This is a genomic window from Bradyrhizobium sp. JYMT SZCCT0180, assembly GCF_018130165.1.
Taxonomy (GTDB): domain Bacteria; phylum Pseudomonadota; class Alphaproteobacteria; order Rhizobiales; family Xanthobacteraceae; genus Bradyrhizobium.
In genome coordinates this window covers 79,603-97,417 of sequence record NZ_JAFCLZ010000027.1, presented here as the reverse complement: position 1 = coordinate 97,417, position 17,815 = coordinate 79,603, and the positions used below count along the sequence as shown (strand labels likewise).

14 protein-coding genes and 1 pseudogene are annotated in these 17,815 nt (G+C 64.6%); 8 read left to right on the top strand and 7 right to left on the bottom strand.

Annotated features, from left to right (window positions below; translation table 11 throughout):
• The first annotated feature begins 108 nt into the window (after positions 1-108).
• The 6 genes and pseudogenes from JQ641_RS32025 to JQ641_RS32000 form a co-directional block, all read left to right on the top strand.
• Positions 109-489: a hypothetical protein gene (locus tag JQ641_RS32025; RefSeq protein WP_192733613.1), complete on the top strand. Its 381-nt coding sequence runs from the start codon at positions 109-111 to the stop codon at positions 487-489.
• Between the two features lie 128 nt (positions 490-617).
• Positions 618-1,370 (top strand): DNA repair protein RecO, encoded by a 753-nt coding sequence (gene recO / locus JQ641_RS32020; RefSeq protein WP_212000074.1) that lies wholly within the window; start codon positions 618-620, stop codon positions 1,368-1,370.
• Positions 1,371-1,553: 183 nt separating this feature from the next.
• Positions 1,554-3,809, top strand: a complete 2,256-nt coding sequence (gene parC, locus JQ641_RS32015; RefSeq protein ID WP_212000073.1) for a DNA topoisomerase IV subunit A — start codon at positions 1,554-1,556, stop codon at positions 3,807-3,809.
• Positions 3,810-4,085: 276 nt separating this feature from the next.
• Positions 4,086-6,032 carry a PQQ-binding-like beta-propeller repeat protein gene (locus tag JQ641_RS32010; protein WP_212000072.1) on the top strand — a complete coding sequence of 649 codons (1,947 nt, stop codon included), beginning with the start codon at positions 4,086-4,088 and terminating at the stop codon, positions 6,030-6,032.
• A gap of 51 nt (positions 6,033-6,083) precedes the next feature.
• Positions 6,084-7,022: a cation diffusion facilitator family transporter gene (locus JQ641_RS32005; RefSeq protein ID WP_212000071.1), complete on the top strand. Its 939-nt coding sequence runs from the start codon at positions 6,084-6,086 to the stop codon at positions 7,020-7,022.
• Positions 7,023-7,355: 333 nt separating this feature from the next.
• Positions 7,356-7,877, top strand: a pseudogene (locus JQ641_RS32000) (LabA-like NYN domain-containing protein); the annotation flags it as partial.
• A 31-nt stretch (positions 7,878-7,908) separates the two neighbouring features.
• Here the strand turns inward: JQ641_RS32000 and chrA are convergent.
• The gene (gene chrA / locus JQ641_RS31995) at positions 7,909-9,312 is read right to left on the bottom strand and encodes a chromate efflux transporter (RefSeq protein ID WP_212000068.1); all 1,404 of its coding nucleotides are present in this window, start codon (positions 9,310-9,312) and stop codon (positions 7,909-7,911) included.
• Complete coding sequence (locus JQ641_RS31990; RefSeq protein WP_212000063.1) at positions 9,312-10,130, bottom strand: chromate resistance protein ChrB domain-containing protein; 819 nt, start codon at positions 10,128-10,130, stop codon at positions 9,312-9,314. Before JQ641_RS31990 ends, chrA begins: the two co-directional genes overlap by 1 nt.
• Before the next feature lie 250 nt (positions 10,131-10,380).
• Between JQ641_RS31990 and JQ641_RS31985 the strand changes: the two genes are divergently transcribed.
• Positions 10,381-11,613, top strand: coding sequence for an MFS transporter (locus JQ641_RS31985; RefSeq protein WP_212000061.1), 1,233 nt, complete (start codon positions 10,381-10,383; stop codon positions 11,611-11,613).
• Positions 11,614-11,670: 57 nt separating this feature from the next.
• On the opposite strand, the gene JQ641_RS31980 is transcribed toward JQ641_RS31985, so the two are convergent.
• On the bottom strand, positions 11,671-12,495 hold the full coding sequence (locus JQ641_RS31980) for a helix-turn-helix domain-containing protein (RefSeq protein WP_212000060.1): 825 nt from the start codon (positions 12,493-12,495) through the stop codon (positions 11,671-11,673).
• Positions 12,496-12,577: 82 nt separating this feature from the next.
• Between JQ641_RS31980 and JQ641_RS31975 the strand changes: the two genes are divergently transcribed.
• On the top strand, positions 12,578-13,459 hold the full coding sequence (locus JQ641_RS31975; RefSeq protein ID WP_249150913.1) for a DMT family transporter: 882 nt from the start codon (positions 12,578-12,580) through the stop codon (positions 13,457-13,459).
• A gap of 11 nt (positions 13,460-13,470) precedes the next feature.
• On the opposite strand, the gene JQ641_RS31970 is transcribed toward JQ641_RS31975, so the two are convergent.
• The 4 genes from JQ641_RS31970 to JQ641_RS31955 all read right to left on the bottom strand — a co-directional run bounded on the left by JQ641_RS31970 (position 13,471) and on the right by JQ641_RS31955 (position 17,784).
• Complete coding sequence (locus tag JQ641_RS31970) at positions 13,471-13,887, bottom strand: RidA family protein (protein WP_212000056.1); 417 nt, start codon at positions 13,885-13,887, stop codon at positions 13,471-13,473.
• Positions 13,888-13,896: 9 nt separating this feature from the next.
• Positions 13,897-15,063 (bottom strand): MFS transporter, encoded by a 1,167-nt coding sequence (locus JQ641_RS31965; RefSeq protein WP_212000054.1) that lies wholly within the window; start codon positions 15,061-15,063, stop codon positions 13,897-13,899.
• A gap of 134 nt (positions 15,064-15,197) precedes the next feature.
• Positions 15,198-16,367, bottom strand: coding sequence for an MFS transporter (locus tag JQ641_RS31960; RefSeq protein WP_212000109.1), 1,170 nt, complete (start codon positions 16,365-16,367; stop codon positions 15,198-15,200).
• Positions 16,368-16,419: 52 nt separating this feature from the next.
• Positions 16,420-17,784, bottom strand: a complete 1,365-nt coding sequence (locus tag JQ641_RS31955) for an NAD(P)-binding domain-containing protein (RefSeq protein ID WP_212000053.1) — start codon at positions 17,782-17,784, stop codon at positions 16,420-16,422.
• Positions 17,785-17,815 lie beyond the last annotated feature (31 nt).

Genomic DNA, 17,815 nt, shown 5'->3' with positions numbered 1-17,815 from the left:
CGAAGCAATCCATCTCGCCGCGTTGGCGAAAAGGTATTGCTTCGTCGCTCGGCTCCCTTGCGCAAACGCGGCGCGTTTGTCGCAGGCAATGACGGAATTGGAAGTCCGATGACCCTGCCCAGGAACGTAGTTTGGTTTGAAGTGCTGCTCTATCTGTCGCTGACGCTGGATGCGGTGTCGGTCGCGTTCCAGGACCGCACGCCGAAAGCCGACATGACCGAGCAGATGATCATGGTCGCGACCCTGATGGCGGCCGGCCTGATCCTGCTGCTAGTGTATTTCGTCCGGCTCGCGGCGCGGGAGCGCAAGAACTGGCCGCGCTGGGTGCTGGCCGCGGCGCTGGTGCTGTCGGTGATCTCGCTGGCGCAGGTGATCGGCGCGAACGGCCTGCAACTGGACAGCGCCATCGAGGTGGTGTCCTGCGCGCTGACGACGGCGGGGCTGTATTTTTCCTTCACCGGCGATGCCGTGGGCTGGTTCAACGCTTGATAGTTCGGCTGCGTAGGGTGGGCAAAGGCGCGATCTTCGCGCCGTGCCCACCAACCCATCGCGACACCGTTTGTCGATCGTGGTGGGCACGCTACGCTTTGCCCACCCTACGTGATAAACTTCCGCCCATGGAATGGACCGACGAAGGCATCGTGCTGGGGGTGCGGCGGCATGGCGAATCCTCCGCCATCGTCGAACTCTTGACGCGCAGCCACGGCCGGCACCTTGGGCTGGTGCGCGGCGGCGCGGGTAAAAGGATGCGGCCGCTGCTGCAGCCCGGCAACAGCGTCACCACGGTGTGGCGGGCGCGGCTCGACGAGCATCTTGGATATTATGCCATCGAAGGCACGCGGCTGCGCGCGGCGACGTTACTGGCGTCGGCGCATGCCACCTATGGCGTCACCCACCTGGCCTCGCTGGTGCGGTTGTTGCCGGAGCGCGACCCGCACGAGGACATCTACGAGATGTTCGAGCGCACGCTGGACGATTTCGACGATGTCGGCGTCGCCGCGGCGCATCTGATCCGGTTTGAGCTGGCGATGCTGGCCGAACTCGGCTTCGGGCTCGACCTGGAAAACTGCGCCGCGACCGGCGAGACAACGGAATTGATCTACGTGTCGCCGAAATCCGGCGGCGCGGTGTCGCGACGCGCCGGGGAGCCCTACCGCGACCGGCTGCTGCCGTTGCCGGCATTTTTGCGAGAGGGCGAGGGCGGGACGAATGGCTGGTCGGACCAGGACCTGCAGGACGGCTTTCGGTTGACCGGCATGTTCCTGCTCCGCCACGTACTGGAGCCGCGCGGGCAAGGCCATTCCGACGCCCGCGATGGATTCATCAACGCGGTGACCAAATACCGGGCGCGAATCAGTTCCGCGGTTTGACACGAGCGCGCGTCGTCCCGGCCTTGAGCCGGGACCCATACGCCGCGGCCTATCAATAGGAGCTGTGGCCCCAGCCGTTTTTCGCCACAAACACCTGTGTTTATGGGCCCCGGCGTTCGCCGGGGCGACGGTTGCCCCGATTCGCGGCTTGCCCGAGTCAGCCCAAAAGTTTAACCCGTCCCCATGGGAAAACGAACGTTACCGCCGGAAGAGCCGGCCGAAATCCATGAAGTCATGCTGCGGGATGCGCTGGAAGAGCGCTATCTCACCTATGCGCTTTCGACCATCATGCACCGCGCGCTGCCGGACGGCCGCGACGGCCTGAAGCCGGTGCATCGGCGCATCCTTTACGGCATGCGGCTGCTGCGGCTCGACCCCGGCACGGCGTTCAAGAAATCCGCCAAGATCGTCGGCGACGTGATGGGCTCGTTCCACCCGCATGGCGACCAGGCGATCTACGACGCCATGGTGCGGTTGGCGCAGGATTTCTCCTCGCGCTACCCGCTGGTCGACGGCCAGGGCAATTTCGGCAATATCGACGGCGATAATCCGGCGGCCTATCGGTACACCGAAGCGCGCATGACCGCGGTGGCGCAGCTGCTGCTGGAGGGCATCGACGAGGACGGCGTCGAGTTCCGTCCCAATTACGACGGCCAGACCAAAGAGCCGGTGGTGATGCCGGGCGGCTTCCCGAACCTGCTTGCGAACGGCTCCCAGGGCATCGCGGTCGGCATGGCCACGTCGATCCCGCCGCACAACGCCGCCGAGCTGTGCGACGCCGCCCTGCACCTGATCGACAAGCCGGATGCCAAATCGAAGTCGCTGCTGAAATGGGTCAAGGGGCCGGACTTCCCGACCGGCGGCATCATCGTCGATTCCAAGGAAGCGATCGCGGAAGCCTACATGACCGGGCGGGGCTCGTTCCGCACCCGCGCGCGATGGACCCAGGAAGAGGGGGCGCGGGGTACCTGGGTCGTTGTGATCACCGAGATCCCCTGGCTGGTGCAGAAATCCCGGCTGGTGGAGAAGATCGCCGAGCTGCTCAACGAAAAGAAGCTGCCGCTGGTCGGCGACGTCAGGGACGAGTCTGCCGAAGACGTGCGTCTCGTGATCGAGCCGAAATCTCGCGCCGTTGATCCCGCGCTGATGATGGAATCGCTGTTCCGGCTGACAGAGCTCGAAAGCAAGATTTCGCTGAACCTCAACGTGCTGATCAAGGGCAAGATCCCGAAAGTGGTCGGCCTTGCCGAATGCCTTCGCGAATGGCTCGACCATCTGCGCGACGTGCTGCTGCGCCGCTCGAACTACCGCAAGACCCAGATCGAGAACCGGCTGGAAGTGCTCGGCGGCTACCTGATCGCCTATCTGAACATCGACAAGGTGATCAAGATCATCCGCACCGAGGATGAACCGAAGCCGGAGTTGATGAAGGCGTTCAAGCTGACCGAGGTCCAGGCCGACGCCATCCTCGACATGCGGCTGCGCCGTTTGCGCAAGCTCGAGGAATTCGAGATCCGCACCGAGGACAAGAACCTTCGCGCCGAGTTGAAGGGCATCAAGTCGCTGCTCGGCTCCGAGACCGAGCAATGGTCCAAGGTCGGCGATCAGGTCCGCAAGGTTCGCGACATGTTCGGGCCCAAGACACCGCTCGGCAAGCGCCGCACCACCTTCGCGGATGCGCCCGAGCACGATCTGGCCGCGATCGAGGAGGCGTTTGTCGAGCGCGAGCCGTGCACGGTGGTGATCTCCGAAAAGGGCTGGGTGCGCACGCTCAAGGGCCATGTCGAGGATATTTCGGGACTTGCCTTCAAGACCGACGATAAGCTCGACCACGCTTTCTTTGCCGAGACCACCTCGAAGCTCCTGGTGTTCGCGACCAACGGCAAGTTCTATTCGCTCGACGTCGCAAAGCTGCCGGGCGGCCGCGGCCATGGCGAGGCGATCCGCATGTTCATCGACATGGAGCCGGAAACCGCGATCGTATCGCTGTTCGTCAACAAGGGCGGCCGCAAATTCCTGATCGCAAGCCTCGAAGGGCAGGGCTTTATCGTCAACGAGGACGATTGCGTCGGCAACACCCGCAAGGGCAAGCAGGTGCTCAACGTCGAAATGCCGAACGAGGCCTGCGCGATCACGACCGTGGCCGGCGACACCGTCGCCGTCATCGGCACCAACCACAAGATGGTGCTGTTCCCGCTCGACCAGGTGCCGGAGATGGCGCGCGGCCGCGGCGTGCGGCTGCAGAAATACACCAGCGCAAAGCTCTCCGATGTCGCGGTATTCGAGTCCAAGGCGGGGCTGAACTGGAAAGATTCCGCCGGCCGCGACCAGAGCATGAGCTGGAAGGAACTGGCCGATTGGCGCGGCAACCGCGCCGACGCCGGCCGCCTCGCGCACGGCCTGCCGAAGTCGAACAAGTTCCTGCGGGGCGTGGAGTAGGGGACTTATACCCAGACGTCGTCATGCCCGGCCTTGCCGCCTTCGCTAAAGCTCCGGCGGGCCAGCGACTCGTGGCCTCGTCGAAGCCTTGGCGGAGACGGGTGCCGGGCATCCACGTCTTGGCGGCGGATTACGATTTCGTTATCTGCTCGCGGTTTTGCTGGATGCCCTTTGACTGCTTCAGGGTTCTCGCCGATGCTCTCCAAAAAAGGGGAGGCGGCATTGCGCAAAGCGGAATGGCAACGACTCATCGCAACGATCGGCGGAGCAGTCCTGATGCTCGCCATGCCGTCTTTGCTCAACGCTCAGCCTATCCCCGGTGCGCTGCCTGAATCGGCCAAGGCCTTGTCGCAAGGGGAATGGCCGGCCTATGCCGGGACCTACGCCGTGTCGCGCTATTCGCCGCTCACGCAGATCGATCGGAGCAACGCGAAAAACCTGCATGTCGCCTGGCGCTGGAAGTCGCCGGACATGGCGGTCAAGCAAGCCAATCCGTCCGTCGGCCCGACCCGCGCCAATGAATCGACGCCGCTGATGGTCGGGGGCGTGCTTTACACCTCGACGTCGCTGTCACAGGTTGCCGCCGTCGATGCCGTCACCGGCGAATCCAAATGGGTGTTTGATCCCAAGGTTTACGAGAACGGACTCGGCATGCCCGCCAATGACGGCTGGCTGCATCGCGGCGTCGCCTATTGGCGCAATGGCGAGGACGAGCGCATCATCATGCTCACAGCATTTGCGCAGATGATCGCGCTGGATGCGAAGACCGGAAAGCCGGTGCCGGGCTTCGGCAATGACGGCCGGATCGATCTCACGCAGGGTCTGCGCCGCGAGGTCGACCGCGACTACTACACCATGAGTTCACCACCGGTGATCGTACGCGGCGTCATCGTGGTTGGGTCGTCCGTCATGGATTGGTGGCGGAAAAGCCCGTCGCCGCCCGGCGACGTACGGGGCTTCGATGTCGTGACTGGCCGGCTGCTCTGGACCTTCCACACCGTGCCGCAGGGCGAAGAGGAGGGCGTCGAGACCTGGCAACGGGGTTCGTGGCGCGAGGCGGGTAACGCCAATGTCTGGGCGCCGATGAGCGCGGATGAAGAACTCGGCTATGTCTATCTGCCGGTGAGCACGCCGACCAACGATTACTATGGCGGTCATCGTCCCGGTGACGGGCTTTACGGCGACAGCATCGTGTGTCTCGAAGCCGCCACCGGCAGAAAGGTTTGGCACTACCAGCTCGTGCATCATGGATTGTGGGATTACGACACCCCGGCGGCGCCAACCCTGATCGACATCACCGTAGGCGGCAAAACGGTCAAGGCGGTGGCGCAGGTGACCAAGCAGGCGTTTGTTTACGTATTCGATCGCGTCACCGGCCAGCCGGTGTGGCCGATCGAGGAGCAGCCGGTGCCGGCTTCGACCGTTCCCGGTGAAAGCGCATCGAAGACCCAGCCTTTTCCGACGAGGCCGGCCCCCATCGACCTTCAGGGCGTGCGCGACGAAGACTTGATCGATTTCACGCCCGAACTCCGTCAGGAGGCAAGAGACATCGTGGCGAAATACGATCACGGTCCGCTGTTCACCCCGCCGTCGGAACGAGGGACCATCCAGGTACCGGGCGTCGCCGGCGGCGGCAACTGGGCAGGTGCGGCGATCGATCCGGACACCGGCATGCTCTATGTCGGCACCTACCGGCTGCCGTTTGTGGTCACCGTTCGCAGGCCGGCGCCGGGGGAGTCGCGCTACGACTTTATCGGCGAATTCCGCTACCTGTCCGGGCCGCGTGGCTTGCCGCTGCTCAAGCCGCCATTCGGCAGCATGCTTGCTATCGATATGAACAGCGGCGAGCATCGCTGGCGGATTCCGATCGGGCGTGCCGAGCTTATTCCGACCATTCAAGCCTTGGGCATACGTGAGCGGCTGGGATTTCCCGCACGCAGCTGGGCGCTGATCACGAAAACGGTGATGATCGTTGTACAGTCAGGCTATTTCGGTGCGCCGCGACTGCCTGCGGGTGGAACGCGCCGGATCGCCGATCTCAACAATTTCAGTCCGCATCTGTGGGTCTACGACAAGACCTCGGGCGAGATGCTGGCAGAGATCGCGGTGCCTGCCAACGCCGTCGGCGCGCCGATCACCTATATGGCCGGCGGCAAGCAGTTCATCGTGTTTCCGGTCGGCGGCGGTCCTCTGGTGGAGGAACTGATCGCGGTCTCGCTCTGACGGGCAGGGCGCTGTGATAGTATTCGCATTTCCGCGCGCTATAAATCCGCCATGGCGCACGATCACCACCACCATCACGACCATTCCCACGGACATGACCACGCCGGGCACAGCCATGCGCCCGACAGTTTCGGATGGGCATTTGCCGTCGGCGCATCGCTCAATGCGGCGTTCGTCGCCGCCGAACTGGTCTTCGGCTATGCCGCCAATTCGCTGGCGCTGATTTCGGACGCCGTTCACAATCTCTCCGACGTGATCGCGCTGCTGCTGGCCTGGGGCGGGGCGTGGCTCGCGCAGAAGCAACCGACGCAGCGGCATACCTACGGCTACCGGCGGGCCTCGATCCTCGCGGCGTTGTTCAACGCCGGGCTTCTGCTGGTCGCCGTCGGCGGCATCATCGTCGAGGCGATCAATCGCTTCTCGGCCCCCGCGCCGGTGGCCGGCTGGACCGTCGTGGCGGTCGCGGCACTCGGCATCGCCATCAATGGCGGCACGGCCCTGTTGTTCATGCGCGGCCGCCATGGCGACCTCAATGTTCGCGGCGCCTATCTGCACATGGCCGCCGATGCCGGCGTGTCATTTGGCGTGGTGGTGGCGGCCCTGGTGATCATGTTCACGGGATGGCTGTGGGTCGATCCCGCGATCAGCCTTGCCATCGCCGGTGTGGTGCTCGTGAGCGGCTGGGGGCTGGCGCGCGACAGCGTCAATCTCGCGCTCGACGGCGTGCCGCGCGGCATCGAGCTGGCAAAGGTCAGGGACTATCTCGGCGCACTCGACGGCGTCTCTGAAGTGCATGACCTCCACATCTGGGCCATGAGCACCAACGAGACCGCGCTGACGGCGCATCTGGTGCGGCCTGACGGCAGCGACGACGCATTCCTGCATCGGGTCTGCGAGGAGCTGTCGCACCGTTTCAACATTCACCACGCCACGCTGCAGATCGAGTCCAGCGGCGCGGTCTGCAAGCTGGCGCCGGCGGAGCGGGTGTAAGGCGATCCGCCCCGGTCCGTTTGCGGTTTGTACGCCGCGAGGGGGCCATCCTGGCGCAGAAAACCAAATAATTGGCGCAGGATCGCAAGTCGGACGCGGGCTATCTGCTAGATAGGCATTGCCGCTTCGAGCCGGCCGGTTTCGGTTGCGCGATTTTTGCTGCGGCATCTCTCAGGTTTCAAAGCAGGCGAGCGGACGAAGGTGCGTGCGGCCATCGCTGCGTTCGACGACATGGTTTCAAGGCGAAACGTTGAAGAGGCACGTGAACGGGAAGCCGGTGACCGGCTGGCCTGAACTCCGCCCATTGTTTCTCGATTCAAGGACGGTCATATGTTGCGATCTGAGCCCGGCCGAATGGCGATCTTCATCGACGGCCCCAATCTTCATGCAACCGCCAGGGCGCTCGGTTTTGATATCGACTTCAAGCGCCTGCTCATGGAATTTGAGAGCCGCGGTTCGTTGTTGCGGGCGTTGTACTACACGCCTTTCAGTGAGGATCAGGAATTCCCCTCGATCCGGCCCTTGATCGACTGGCTTGGTTACAACGGCTACACCGTCATTACCAAGGCGTCGAAAGAGGTCGTCGACGCCGGTGGCCGCCGCAAGTTCAGAAGCAGCCTGGATATCGAACTCACGGTCGATGCAATGGAACTTGCCGTGCATCTTGACGAAATCGTGCTGTTCTCCGGGAATGGCGCTTTCCGCCCGCTGGTTGAATCGCTGCAGCGGCGAGGTCTCCGCGTCACCGTCGCCTCGACGATTTCGAGCCAGCCGCCGGTCGCTGCGGAAGAATTGCGTCGTCAGGCCGACGGATTCATCGACATTGCCGACCTGCAAACCAGAATCGGTCGGGAGTAAGCCTGACTTCAGACGTCAGCGCCGCGCCTCAAATCAGCCCCGTCAGCCGCAACGCCACGCCGGCCGCGCAGGACCCCGCCAGCACCCAGAGCATGCCGATGTTGAGTCGGAAGATCGCGGCCGCCGCCGCAGCAGACAGCACGAAGGCGGCGATATCGATGCTCGACAGCACGGGCATGTCGAACGACAGCCCGAACGATCGAACCGGCGTCGTCTGCCGGAACAGCGTATGCAACGCGAACCAGATCGACAGGTTGAGGATCACCCCGACCACGGCGGCGGTGATTGCGGTTAGCGCACCTGCAAGCCCCTTGTTGCCGCGCAAGGTCTCGATGAAGGGCGCGCCGAGGAAGATCCAGAGGAAGCAGGGCATGAAGGTGACCCAGGTCGCCAGCAATCCGCCGAGCGTCGCCGCCATCATCGGCGACAACGTGCCGGGATCGCGAAAGGCGGCCATGAAGCCGACGAACTGCAGCACCATGATCAGGGGGCCCGGCGTGGTCTCGGCCATGCCGAGGCCGTCCAGCATCTCGCGCGGCTGCACCCAGTGATAATGCTCGACTGCCTGCTGGGCGACATAGGCCAGCACAGCATAGGCGCCGCCGAACGTCACCATCGCCATCTTCGAGAAAAACAGCGCGATCTGGCTGAACACATTGTCCTGGCCGAACGCGATCAGCAGCGCGGCGACCGGCACCAGCCATAGCAGCAGCCAGACCGAACTTACTTTCAGCGCCTTGGCGACGCTCGGGCGGACATGCTCGGGCAACTCCTCGCCGAGCAGGCTGTCGACGACGGCCGTCTTCTTGCCGCCGCCACCATGTTCGACCGCGGCGAATTCCGGCCGGCCGCTGCGGGCGCCGAGATAACCGATCACGCCGGCGGCAATGATGATGATCGGGAAGGGGACGTTGAAGAAAAAGATCGCGACAAAGGCGATGCCTGCCAGCGCGATCATGATCCGGTTGCGCAACGCGCGCTTGCCGACCCGCACCACCGCCTGCACGACGATGGCGAGCACCGCCGCTTTCAGCCCGAAAAACACCGCCTCGACGAATCCGACATTGCCGTAGGCGGCGTAGATATAGCTCAGCCCCATGATAGCGATGACGCCCGGCAGGATGAAAAGCCCGCCGGCCACGATGCCGCCGGCGGTCCGGTGCAGCAGCCAGCCGATATAGGTGGCAAGCTGTTGCGCTTCCGGCCCCGGCAGCAGCATGCAGTAATTCAGCGCATGCAAAAACCGGCTCTCGGAGATCCAGTTCTTTTCCTCGACCAGGATGCGGTGCATTACCGCGATCTGGCCGGCGGGCCCGCCGAAACTCAGGCACGCCACCCGCAGCCAGACCCGGAACGCTTCGCCGAAGCTGATGCCGTGCGCATATTCGCTGTTGGCACCGGCTTCGGCTGTCTTGTTGATGGTCGCATCCATTACGGCTTCGCCTTGTTGGTCGGCCAGTTATGGGTCTCTCCGGTCGCATCGCGGCACCAGCGATAGAAGGCGTCGTACAGCGTGATGCCGGCCTCCAGTTGCTCGAGATCGTCGTCGAACATCCGCGACAGGCCGAGCGAAGCCGCAAGCAGCCCCGGCGCTTCCGGCGAAAGGTCGAGCCGTTCGGTATCGGCGGCGCGGACCATGGTCGCCAGCCGCAGCAAGGCCGGCGTTGCCAGGCCAAATTCCTCGACCATCACATCGAAGGTGCAGAGTTCACCGCGGTGGCTCCAGAACACGTTCTCGACGTCGAAGGGCGCCGCGTTAAAGCGCTCGCCGACCGCAAGCACTTCGGACGGTGCGACGAACAGGAACACCGCGTTTGGATCGACAAATCTTCGAATTAGCCAGGGGCAGGCGATGCGGTCGATCTTCGGCCGCGCCCGGGTGACCCAGACGGTGCGGCCTCGCGCATCGCGCGCGGGCAGCTTTTCGGCCGGCACCAGCGGCAGCTTGGCGGCCTTCCAGCCTTCAAAGCCGCCTTCAAGCGTTTCGGCCGACACGTCGAGATGCCGTAGCCAGGCGGCGGTGCCTTGCGCGAGCTTTTGGCCGCGCAGGCAAGCCACGATGGCGGGACGGCCGGAGAACTCCTCGCCCCAACTGGCGGCGTCCTGATGGCTGCGCCTGACGGCGCCCGGAATTAGCCGCGGGTCGGCGGCGAAATCCTCGTCGGTACGGACGTCGATCAGGACAGGCATGTTCGCCGTGCCGATCAACCGTGCAAGTTTATCTGGAGATATCGTGGTGTAGGATGACATGGTTGCGCCCTCGTTAAGAGAAAACGGGCGCGATACTTGGGCATGTCGCCTCGTGGGGAGATCGCAGAGTCCCCATGCGCCGAATTAAGCGCTTGCCGGTTCCGCTGTCAACCTTGCAACCTTGCGCCGGTGCAGATTCCGACCTAGCCTGCTTGGCATCGGGGACAAAGCAGGCTCCCCGTCAGACGGTCCTCCGTCCAAGCTCTGCGCACCGCTCGACGTGTCGAGTTGCGCATGAAAGCATGGATCGATGGCCAGCATCCCCTCGGAATCGAACGTCTCGTCGGCAAATTCGCTGATCACGCTGCTCTATGTCGCGCGGGGCTTGCGCGGGTTCGGCGACGGTTTTGCGATCATTATCCTGCCGGCCTACATGACGCTGCTGGGTTACGACGCCATCGCGGTCGGGATCGTCGCTACAGCCTCGTTGTTGGGAACCGCGCTGCTGACCTTGATCGTCGGCTGGATCGCGCCCCGCCATGATCTGCGTCCGCTACTGATGTTCGGCGCCGGCCTGATGGCGGCCACCGGGATTGCGTTCCCGGGCGTCGAGCACTTTGTCCTGATCGTGCTGGTCGCCTTTATCGGCACCATCAATCCGTCCGGCGGCGACCTCGGCGTGCTGGTGCCGCTCGAACATGCGGTGCTCGCGCACAGCACGACCGACGAGCGCCGCACGCAGATCTTCGCCCGCTACAGCCTGATCGGGGCGCTGGCCACCGCGGCGGGATCGTTGGCGGCGTCGCTGCCAGATTTTCTCGTTGCCGGCGGCAGCACCCAGCTCGGCGCGTTCCGCCTGATGTTCTATGCCTACGCCGGGCTCGGTATTCTCTGCGCCGCGCTCTATCGTCGTGTCCCGCACACGCGCGGCGAGGAGCGGGCGCCGCAGACGCCGCTCGGACCTTCGCGCGGCACCGTCTACAAGCTCGCCGCGCTGTTCAGCATCGATGCATTCGCGGGCGGTTTCGTCGCCCAGTCGTTGCTGGTGCTGTGGCTGTTCGAGCGCTTCGATCTTTCACTGTCTGCGGCGGGATTGTTCTTCTTCTGGTCGAGCACGCTGAGCGCCTTCTCCTATCCGGTCGCCGCCTGGCTCGCGAGGCGCATCGGCCTCGTCAACACCATGGTGTTCACGCACATCCCCTCCAGCGTGTTCCTGATCCTGGCGGCGTTCTCGCCCAATCTTTACCTGGCGCTGGGCTTACTGTTGCTGCGCTCGGCGCTGTCGCAAATGGACGTCCCGACCCGCACGTCCTACGTGATGGCCGTCGTGACGCCCGCAGAGCGGCCCGCTGCCGCCAGCGTCACCGCGGTGCCGCGCAGCCTCGCGTCCGCGATCAGCCCGGCGATCTCGGGCGCGCTGCTGATGACGGCATTCTCCGGCCTGCCGCTGGTGGTCTGCGGCGCGCTCAAGATCGGCTACGACCTCGCGCTGCTGTTCTCGTTCCGCCACATCAAGCCGCCGGAGGAGAGCGCACGGGATTAGATTGTGCTGCTGAAAAATGCTGCCATCAGGCAGAAGGTTTTGCGCGGATGGCTGAGGTTATTCTGCTACGGATCGTACGTTAGCCGCATCTTCGGCCCAGCCGCGCAGGATGCGGGCGGTGGGGTCATCCAGGGGGAAGAAATTTTCGATGCGCAGTTCCTGCAGCGTAATGTCCTGGGGAATGCCCAGCGTAGCGATGGTCGTAAACAGCCGCAGGTCGATCCCGTCCTTGCGGAAATGCATGGGAAGGACCGGCGAGATAGCCAGTTCGGCAGGTGGCGCATGGACCGCCGCCTGCACGCCTTCATAAGCGAGCAGTCGCTTGAGAAGCGCTGCGGTCTCGGCTGATCCGTCAGCGGCAGCATCGGCTTCCACGCTTCGGATGAAATAGCCGACGACTTCGACCCAGTTCACCAAATGCGGCCGCAGCACATCAGGGGCAACCAGCGCGTCGGCCAGATTGACCGGCGTATCCGGCGGGAGTGGCCCGACCAGAAATTCGACCAGCCGGACGGCGCCGGAATTGCTCTGCAGCAGATTCCAGTGCCGATCGACTGCGACGGCTGGAAACGGCTCCTGCTGGGCCAGCATGAAATCGAGCGCAATGCGGATCTGGCCGAGCTCGGGAGCTGTGAGGTTGGTCTGCCGCCACACCGGCGCAAACCCTGCCGCGATCAGCAGCGAATTGTGCTGGCGCAGCGGCACATCGAGGGCAATGGCAAGCCGTATTACCATGTCCCGGCTCGGCGCTGCACGGCTGAGTTCTAGGAAGCTTAGATGCCGCTGCGAAATTTCGGTGCGTCCGGCGAGTTCGAGTTGCGACAGGCCTCGCTTCCGTCGCCACCAGCGCAGGCTTGCCGCGAAATCCTGTTGAAGCGCCATGAGTACCTGCCAGGTAGTTGCCGAAAGCCTGCTGACCGGCAAGATGCCACAAGCAAGCTTGGCAAGACATGGGAGACAGGCATTGGGCGGCGAATGGGTCGGTGTCGCAATCGCATTGGTATCGAGCTCTCTCGGCGGGACCGCGGCGGCGATCACGCGCTATCTCGCCGGCAATGCCGATCCGATCACGATGGCGATCCTGCGCTGGGGCATCGGCTTTTGCTGCGTGTTGCCTGCCGCGCTGCTCCTGAAGGCGCGCTGGCCGCAGCGCCGGGATTGGCCCGCCGTCGCCGCGCTGGGATTCTGCTTCTTCGGCGTGTTCTTCGTCCTCTACAACATCGCAATGTCCTATACGACCGCGGCGCGCGCCAGCCTTGCGCTGGCGACACTGCCGCTGCACACGATGGTGGTCGGCGCCATGCTCGGCATCGAGCCGCTGACGAAGCGGAAGTCGATCGGTGTCGGCATTGCCGTGCTCGGCGTCTTCGCAGCCCTGGCGTCGGGGCTTTCGAGCGCGCCGGCGGGCGCGTGGCGTGGCGAACTGATCATGACGGCTGCCGTCCTGTGCATGGCGTTCTACAACGTCTGGTCCCGTCCGTTCATCCAGCGCTCGAGCGCGCTCGGCTTTCTCACCGTCGGCATGGGCACGGGTGCCGCCGCGCTGATCCTGGTAGGCTCCCTGACCGGGAGCGTCGCGGTCCTGAGCCAGTTCGGAACGGCGCAATGGATCGCGGGCCTCTATCTCGGGATCGCCGGCGGCGCGCTGGCGTTCATCCTGTGGGTGCTGGCGCTGGAGCGGGCGTCGCCGACAAGGGTGGCCAACACCATGACCGTCAACCCGCTGGCAGCAGGATTGCTCGCCACCCAGCTGGTCGGCGAGCCGATCACGCCGAACCTCGTGCTCGGGCTGGTCGCGGTGTTCGCCGGCATCTGGATCGCGACGTCGGCGGCGAGCAAACGTTGAACGCGTGACGCTCATGCAGCGGCGATGGCCTCGATCTCGATCAGGAAATCGGGGCCATAGAGCTTCGACACCTCGACCAGCGTCACCGCGGGCGCGGCCGGCGGCGCGACGGAGGCAAAGAAGCGGTTACGGGCTTCCCGGTAGCGGCCGAGATTGTTCATGTCGGTGAGGAACACTGTGAGTTTTACGAGATTGGCGGCCGTGCATCCGCTCGCCCGCAGCGCGATGATGAGGTTCTCGAACACCTGATCTGCTTGCGCGGCAAAATCGTTCTTGCCGACCACGTTGCCGTCGCGGTCGAGCGCAGTCTGACCGGCGATAAAGATGAGGCGACCCGGACTGACGTCAACGATCTGCGAATAGCCGGGCGGGGTGCCGAGTTCGGGTGGATTGATGCGCCGGATCGATGGTGGTGTGTCATCTACCATTGGGAGTCCTCATGATGGCTTTGTCATGGGCGGATGGCTGCGTACCAAGAACAGCGCGAATAGCGCTGCGAGGCTGAGCGCGGAGGAGACGATGAGAACGCGGCTGCCCATGATGTCGATCAGGAGGCTGAACAGCAATGGCGCAGCGGCCTGCGCCATCCGCGCCGGCGCGCCGATGATGCCGAGGCGATAGCCGTAATTCTGGGGGCCGAAGATCGCCAGCGGCAGCGTGCCGCGCGCGATGGTGAGGATGCCGTTACCGGCGCCGTAGAAGATCGCGAACACGCTGGCCGCGCCGCCACCGGCCAATCCGAGGATCGCCGCGCCGATCGGATTGGTGACACATGCGAGCTTGGTCGAGACCAGCGGATGAAAGCGGCTGAGGAAGCCGGCCTCGAAAATACGCGCCGCCACCTGCGCCGGGCCGAGCAGGGCGCCGGCGAACACGGCCTGCGCGGTGGTGGCGCCGGCCGCTTCCATGATGCGCGGCAGGTGCGCGGCCATCGCACCGGTGACGGTCCAGGCGGCGGCGAACACGAAGGCCAGCAGGATCATGGTGCGGTCGATCGCGATGTGCGGCTTGACGGCGTTCGCCACCGCCGCCTTGGCGCCCTTGACCGCCGGCAGCATCAGCAGATTGATCGGCAGGCCGATCAGGATATGCGCCGCCGCCCAGGCAAAGCAGGTGTTGCGCCAGCCGATGGTCTCCAGCCCCCAGGCCGACAGCGGCCATCCGACGGTCGACGCAAAACCCGCGAGCAACGTGATGCCGGTGATCGAGCGGCGCGCGTCATTGCCGTAGATGCGCCCGAGCGCGGCGAACGCCGCATCGTAGAGGCCCGAGCCCATGCCGATGCCGAGCAGGAGCCATGCGATGGCCATCACCGGAATGGAGTAGCTGAACCCAAGCAGCGTCAGTCCGGCCGCGAATACCATGTTGGACATCGACAGGACCGACCGGCCGCCGACCAGGTCGATCTGCCGGCCGACACGCGGGCCGAGCAAAGCCGAGAGCACCAATGCTGCGGAGAAGGCGGCAAATATCCAGTTCGAGGAGACGCCGAGATCGCGCGAGATCGGGTCGGCCAGGATCGCCGGCAAATAATAACTCGACGCCCAGGCCAGCGTCTGCGTGGTGCCGAGCGCGATGATGATGGGGAGGGGACGTGCGCTCATGGCTTATCTTTTTCGTTGCGCCTGCTTGTTGTCGCTGGCGTCGTTCCAGCATGCCGGAATCAAGTTGTCTATGATAATAGACAACTTGGAACCTAGGCGCCATGACGCCAGGTGGCAACAGGCTTGTGTCGCACTCATGCCTGAACCGCGGTCCGTCTCGACCAGAAGAGTGCCAAAGGCCCGAGTAGAATGCCCACCGCGAGCACGGCAAACGCCGCCGTCCAGGCCGAGGCGCTCGACGGTCCACCGGCCGCATCCAGCGCGACGCCAAGGGCCCAGGCGCCCAAAGCCGAAAGGCTGAAGCCGACGGTCGAATGCACGGCCATCGTTGCCCCGCGGTATTTCGGGTCCGCCGCCATCGTCATCCCCGATGTCAGCGCGCCGGAATCGGCGGGCACGGTGATGGCGTAGGCCAGGATCAGCGGCAGCAGCAGCCATGGCGATTTGTCGGCGAACGCGGCGATCAGCAGCGCGACGACGGCAGAACTGAACATCACGGCGGTGATGGCGCGATGGCGGCCGAACCGGATCGCGCATTCATTGCCGAGAATGCTGGCGGGCATTGCGAGCACGGAGAACAGCACGCTGACCACGACGGGGGTCAGGATCGAGCCGTCCGAGCTCCTCGCCGCCACGAACGTCCAGAACGCCACCAGCCAGGTTCGGATGCCGTAAAGCTCAAAGCAGTGCGCGCCATAGCCGAGAACGAAACCCATCGCGCTGGTGTTGCGGAACACCGGCGCAAAATCCAGCAAACGGCCTTGCGCGGGTTTTGGCGTCACCGGTTGCAGCAGGAAGCAGACCGAAAGCATCACCAGCGGGCCCAGCGCCGTCACCAGGAAGGCGGCGCGCCAGCCCCAGGCGTCCGCGACGAGCTGCGAGATGAGGAACGACAGCCCGACGCCGAACGAGAAGCTCGACGTGTAGAACGTGACCGCGCGCGATGAATCGCCGGGCGCAAGCCGGTCGGTCAGCGCCTTGAGGCCGGGCATGTAAGCGCCCGCAAATCCGATGCCCGCGATGGCGTTGAACAACGCGCCGGACCAGAGGCCGGTCGCAAACAGGCCGAACAGCAATGTACCGAGCGCACTGACCGCCGAACCCGCGATCAGGATTTTGCGCGCATCGATCCTGTCGGTCAGCGTCGCCAGCACCGGCACGGTCAGCATGTAACCTGCAGCGCCCGAGCCTGCGAGCAGGCCGGCCTGCGCGCCGCTCAGCTGCCATTCCGGGATCAGGAACGCCGCGAGAATGGAAGGCACCACGACATGCGGAAGCAGGCTGCCGAGCTGCCCCACACACATCGCGACGATGACGGATCGACCGTTTAAGGAAATGCGCTTCACCCCGGTTCGTTCAGGACGCGCAGCCGCAGCCTGATTTGCCTTCTTGCTTGGCATTTGCGTCCGCTACACAACAGGCGTCAACGGTGGATGGCGCCGGTCCGCCGCAGCACTGGTTTGCGCCAGGCGCGGCCGCGCGGCTGCAAACGCCGGTTTCGGGCAGCACCAGTTCGACACGCTCCGCCGCCGCGTGATCGCCGGCAATGTCGGCGGCAATCGAACGGACCTGTTCATAGCCCGTCAGCATCAGGAACGTGGGTGCACGGCCGTAGGACTTGATGCCGGCGAAATAGAAGCCGGGTTCGGCCTGCGCCAGTTCGCGCGCGCCGTGGGGCCGCACGGTGCCACAGCTATGCTCGTTCGGATCGATCAGCGGCGCCAGCGCCACCGGACATTCGATCGCCGGATCAAGCTGGATGCGAAGCTCGCGCACGAAATTCAGGTCCGGCCGGAAGCCCGTGGCAACAATCAGCTCATCGACGGCGATCTGGCGGCAGCAACTGCCCGCGCTGGTCGCGACGGTGAGGCGAGGGCCATCCGCCGTGATGTGCGAAACCCGAAACTCGCTCTCGACCTTGATGCGGCCGGCCGCGACCAGCGATGCAAAGGCGGCGCCAAGCTCGCCGCGCGCAACCAGCTTGTCATTGGCGCCGCCGCCAAAGGCCTTGGCGGGATCATTGCCCCGCAACAGCCAGACGGGCTGTGTTCCTGGCATCTCAGCGGCGAGCTGGGCGAGATCGGTCAGCGTACCGATCGCCGAATGACCGGCACCGAGCACGGCGACGGTCTTGCCGGCGTAGCGCGCGCGATCTCGTCCCAGAACATCGGGCATGCCGTAGGCGATCTTGGCCGCAGCCTGCGTCTCGCCGATGGCGGGGAGGCCGTTGGCGCCCGCCGGATTGGGCGAATGCCAGGTGCCTGACGCGTCGATCACGGCGTCAGCCTTCACGACCTTCGGGCCTTGCCCGTTCTGGTAACGAATTTCGAACGGCGCGGACTCGCGTCCTTTGGTCTTGAGCTTGTCGAAACCGGCGCGGCTGATGTCGGTGACGCGGCTGGAGGTGTGGATGTGATCGGTGAGGGCGGTCTTGGCCGCGAGCGGTTCGAGGTAGCCTTCCAGCAATTCCGCGCCGGTCGGATAGTGTTGCGGATCCGGCGAATTCCACCCCGTTGCCGCAAGCAGACGCTCCGCGGCGCGGTCGATGTTGTATTCCCACGGCGAGAACAGCTGGACATGGCTCCATTGGCGAACGGAATGCCCGACGCTGTCGCCTGCTTCCAGCACGATCGGCCGAAAACCCCGCTCCAGCACATGGGCGGCGGCGGCAAGGCCAACCGGGCCGGCGCCGATGACGGCAACTGTCTTCGCTTCGCTCATGGCATCCTCCTATTAAACTAGAAATATCGAA

Bases quoted from the DNA above. Each gene is read 5' to 3' on its own strand.
- JQ641_RS31960 (WP_212000109.1), bottom strand. From the start codon at position 16,367: ATGTGTGTGGGGCAGCTCGGCAGCCTGCTTCCGCATGTCGTGGTGCCT.
- JQ641_RS31980 (WP_212000060.1), bottom strand. From the start codon at position 12,495: ATGGCGCTTCAACAGGATTTCGCGGCAAGCCTGCGCTGGTGGCGACGG.
- parC (WP_212000073.1), top strand. From the start codon at position 1,554: ATGGGAAAACGAACGTTACCGCCGGAAGAGCCGGCCGAAATCCATGAA.
- JQ641_RS31965 (WP_212000054.1), bottom strand. From the start codon at position 15,063: ATGAGCGCACGTCCCCTCCCCATCATCATCGCGCTCGGCACCACGCAG.
- JQ641_RS31985 (WP_212000061.1), top strand. From the start codon at position 10,381: ATGGCCAGCATCCCCTCGGAATCGAACGTCTCGTCGGCAAATTCGCTG.
- JQ641_RS31990 (WP_212000063.1), bottom strand. From the start codon at position 10,130: ATGTCATCCTACACCACGATATCTCCAGATAAACTTGCACGGTTGATC.
- JQ641_RS32005 (WP_212000071.1), top strand. From the start codon at position 6,084: ATGGCGCACGATCACCACCACCATCACGACCATTCCCACGGACATGAC.
- JQ641_RS31955 (WP_212000053.1), bottom strand. From the start codon at position 17,784: ATGAGCGAAGCGAAGACAGTTGCCGTCATCGGCGCCGGCCCGGTTGGC.
- JQ641_RS31970 (WP_212000056.1), bottom strand. From the start codon at position 13,887: ATGGTAGATGACACACCACCATCGATCCGGCGCATCAATCCACCCGAA.
- JQ641_RS32025 (WP_192733613.1), top strand. From the start codon at position 109: ATGACCCTGCCCAGGAACGTAGTTTGGTTTGAAGTGCTGCTCTATCTG.
- recO (WP_212000074.1), top strand. From the start codon at position 618: ATGGAATGGACCGACGAAGGCATCGTGCTGGGGGTGCGGCGGCATGGC.
- JQ641_RS32010 (WP_212000072.1), top strand. From the start codon at position 4,086: ATGCTCGCCATGCCGTCTTTGCTCAACGCTCAGCCTATCCCCGGTGCG.
- chrA (WP_212000068.1), bottom strand. From the start codon at position 9,312: ATGGATGCGACCATCAACAAGACAGCCGAAGCCGGTGCCAACAGCGAA.